Raw genomic sequence first — 214 nt, forward strand, 5'->3', positions numbered from 1 at the left:
CGTGATCACCGGCTACGGCACCATCGAGGGACGTCAGGTCTGTGTCTTCTCCCAGGACTTCACCGTCTTCGGCGGCTCCCTGGGCGAGGTCTACGGCGAGAAGATCACCAAGGTGATGGACCTCGCCGTCAAGACCGGCTCGCCGATCATCGGGATCAACGAGGGCGCCGGCGCCCGCATCCAAGAAGGCGTGGTCTCCCTCGGTCTCTACGGG

The 214-nt window shown here is 65.0% G+C and carries 1 protein-coding gene; it reads left to right on the plus strand.

All coding sequences use genetic code 11. From position 1 onward, the window contains the following. The coding region (locus tag ACYQ1K_RS28075) for a carboxyl transferase domain-containing protein (protein WP_459986915.1) at positions 1 to 214 on the plus strand (214 nt) is incomplete at both ends.

This window comes from Nocardioides sp. AN3 (genome assembly GCF_054653495.1).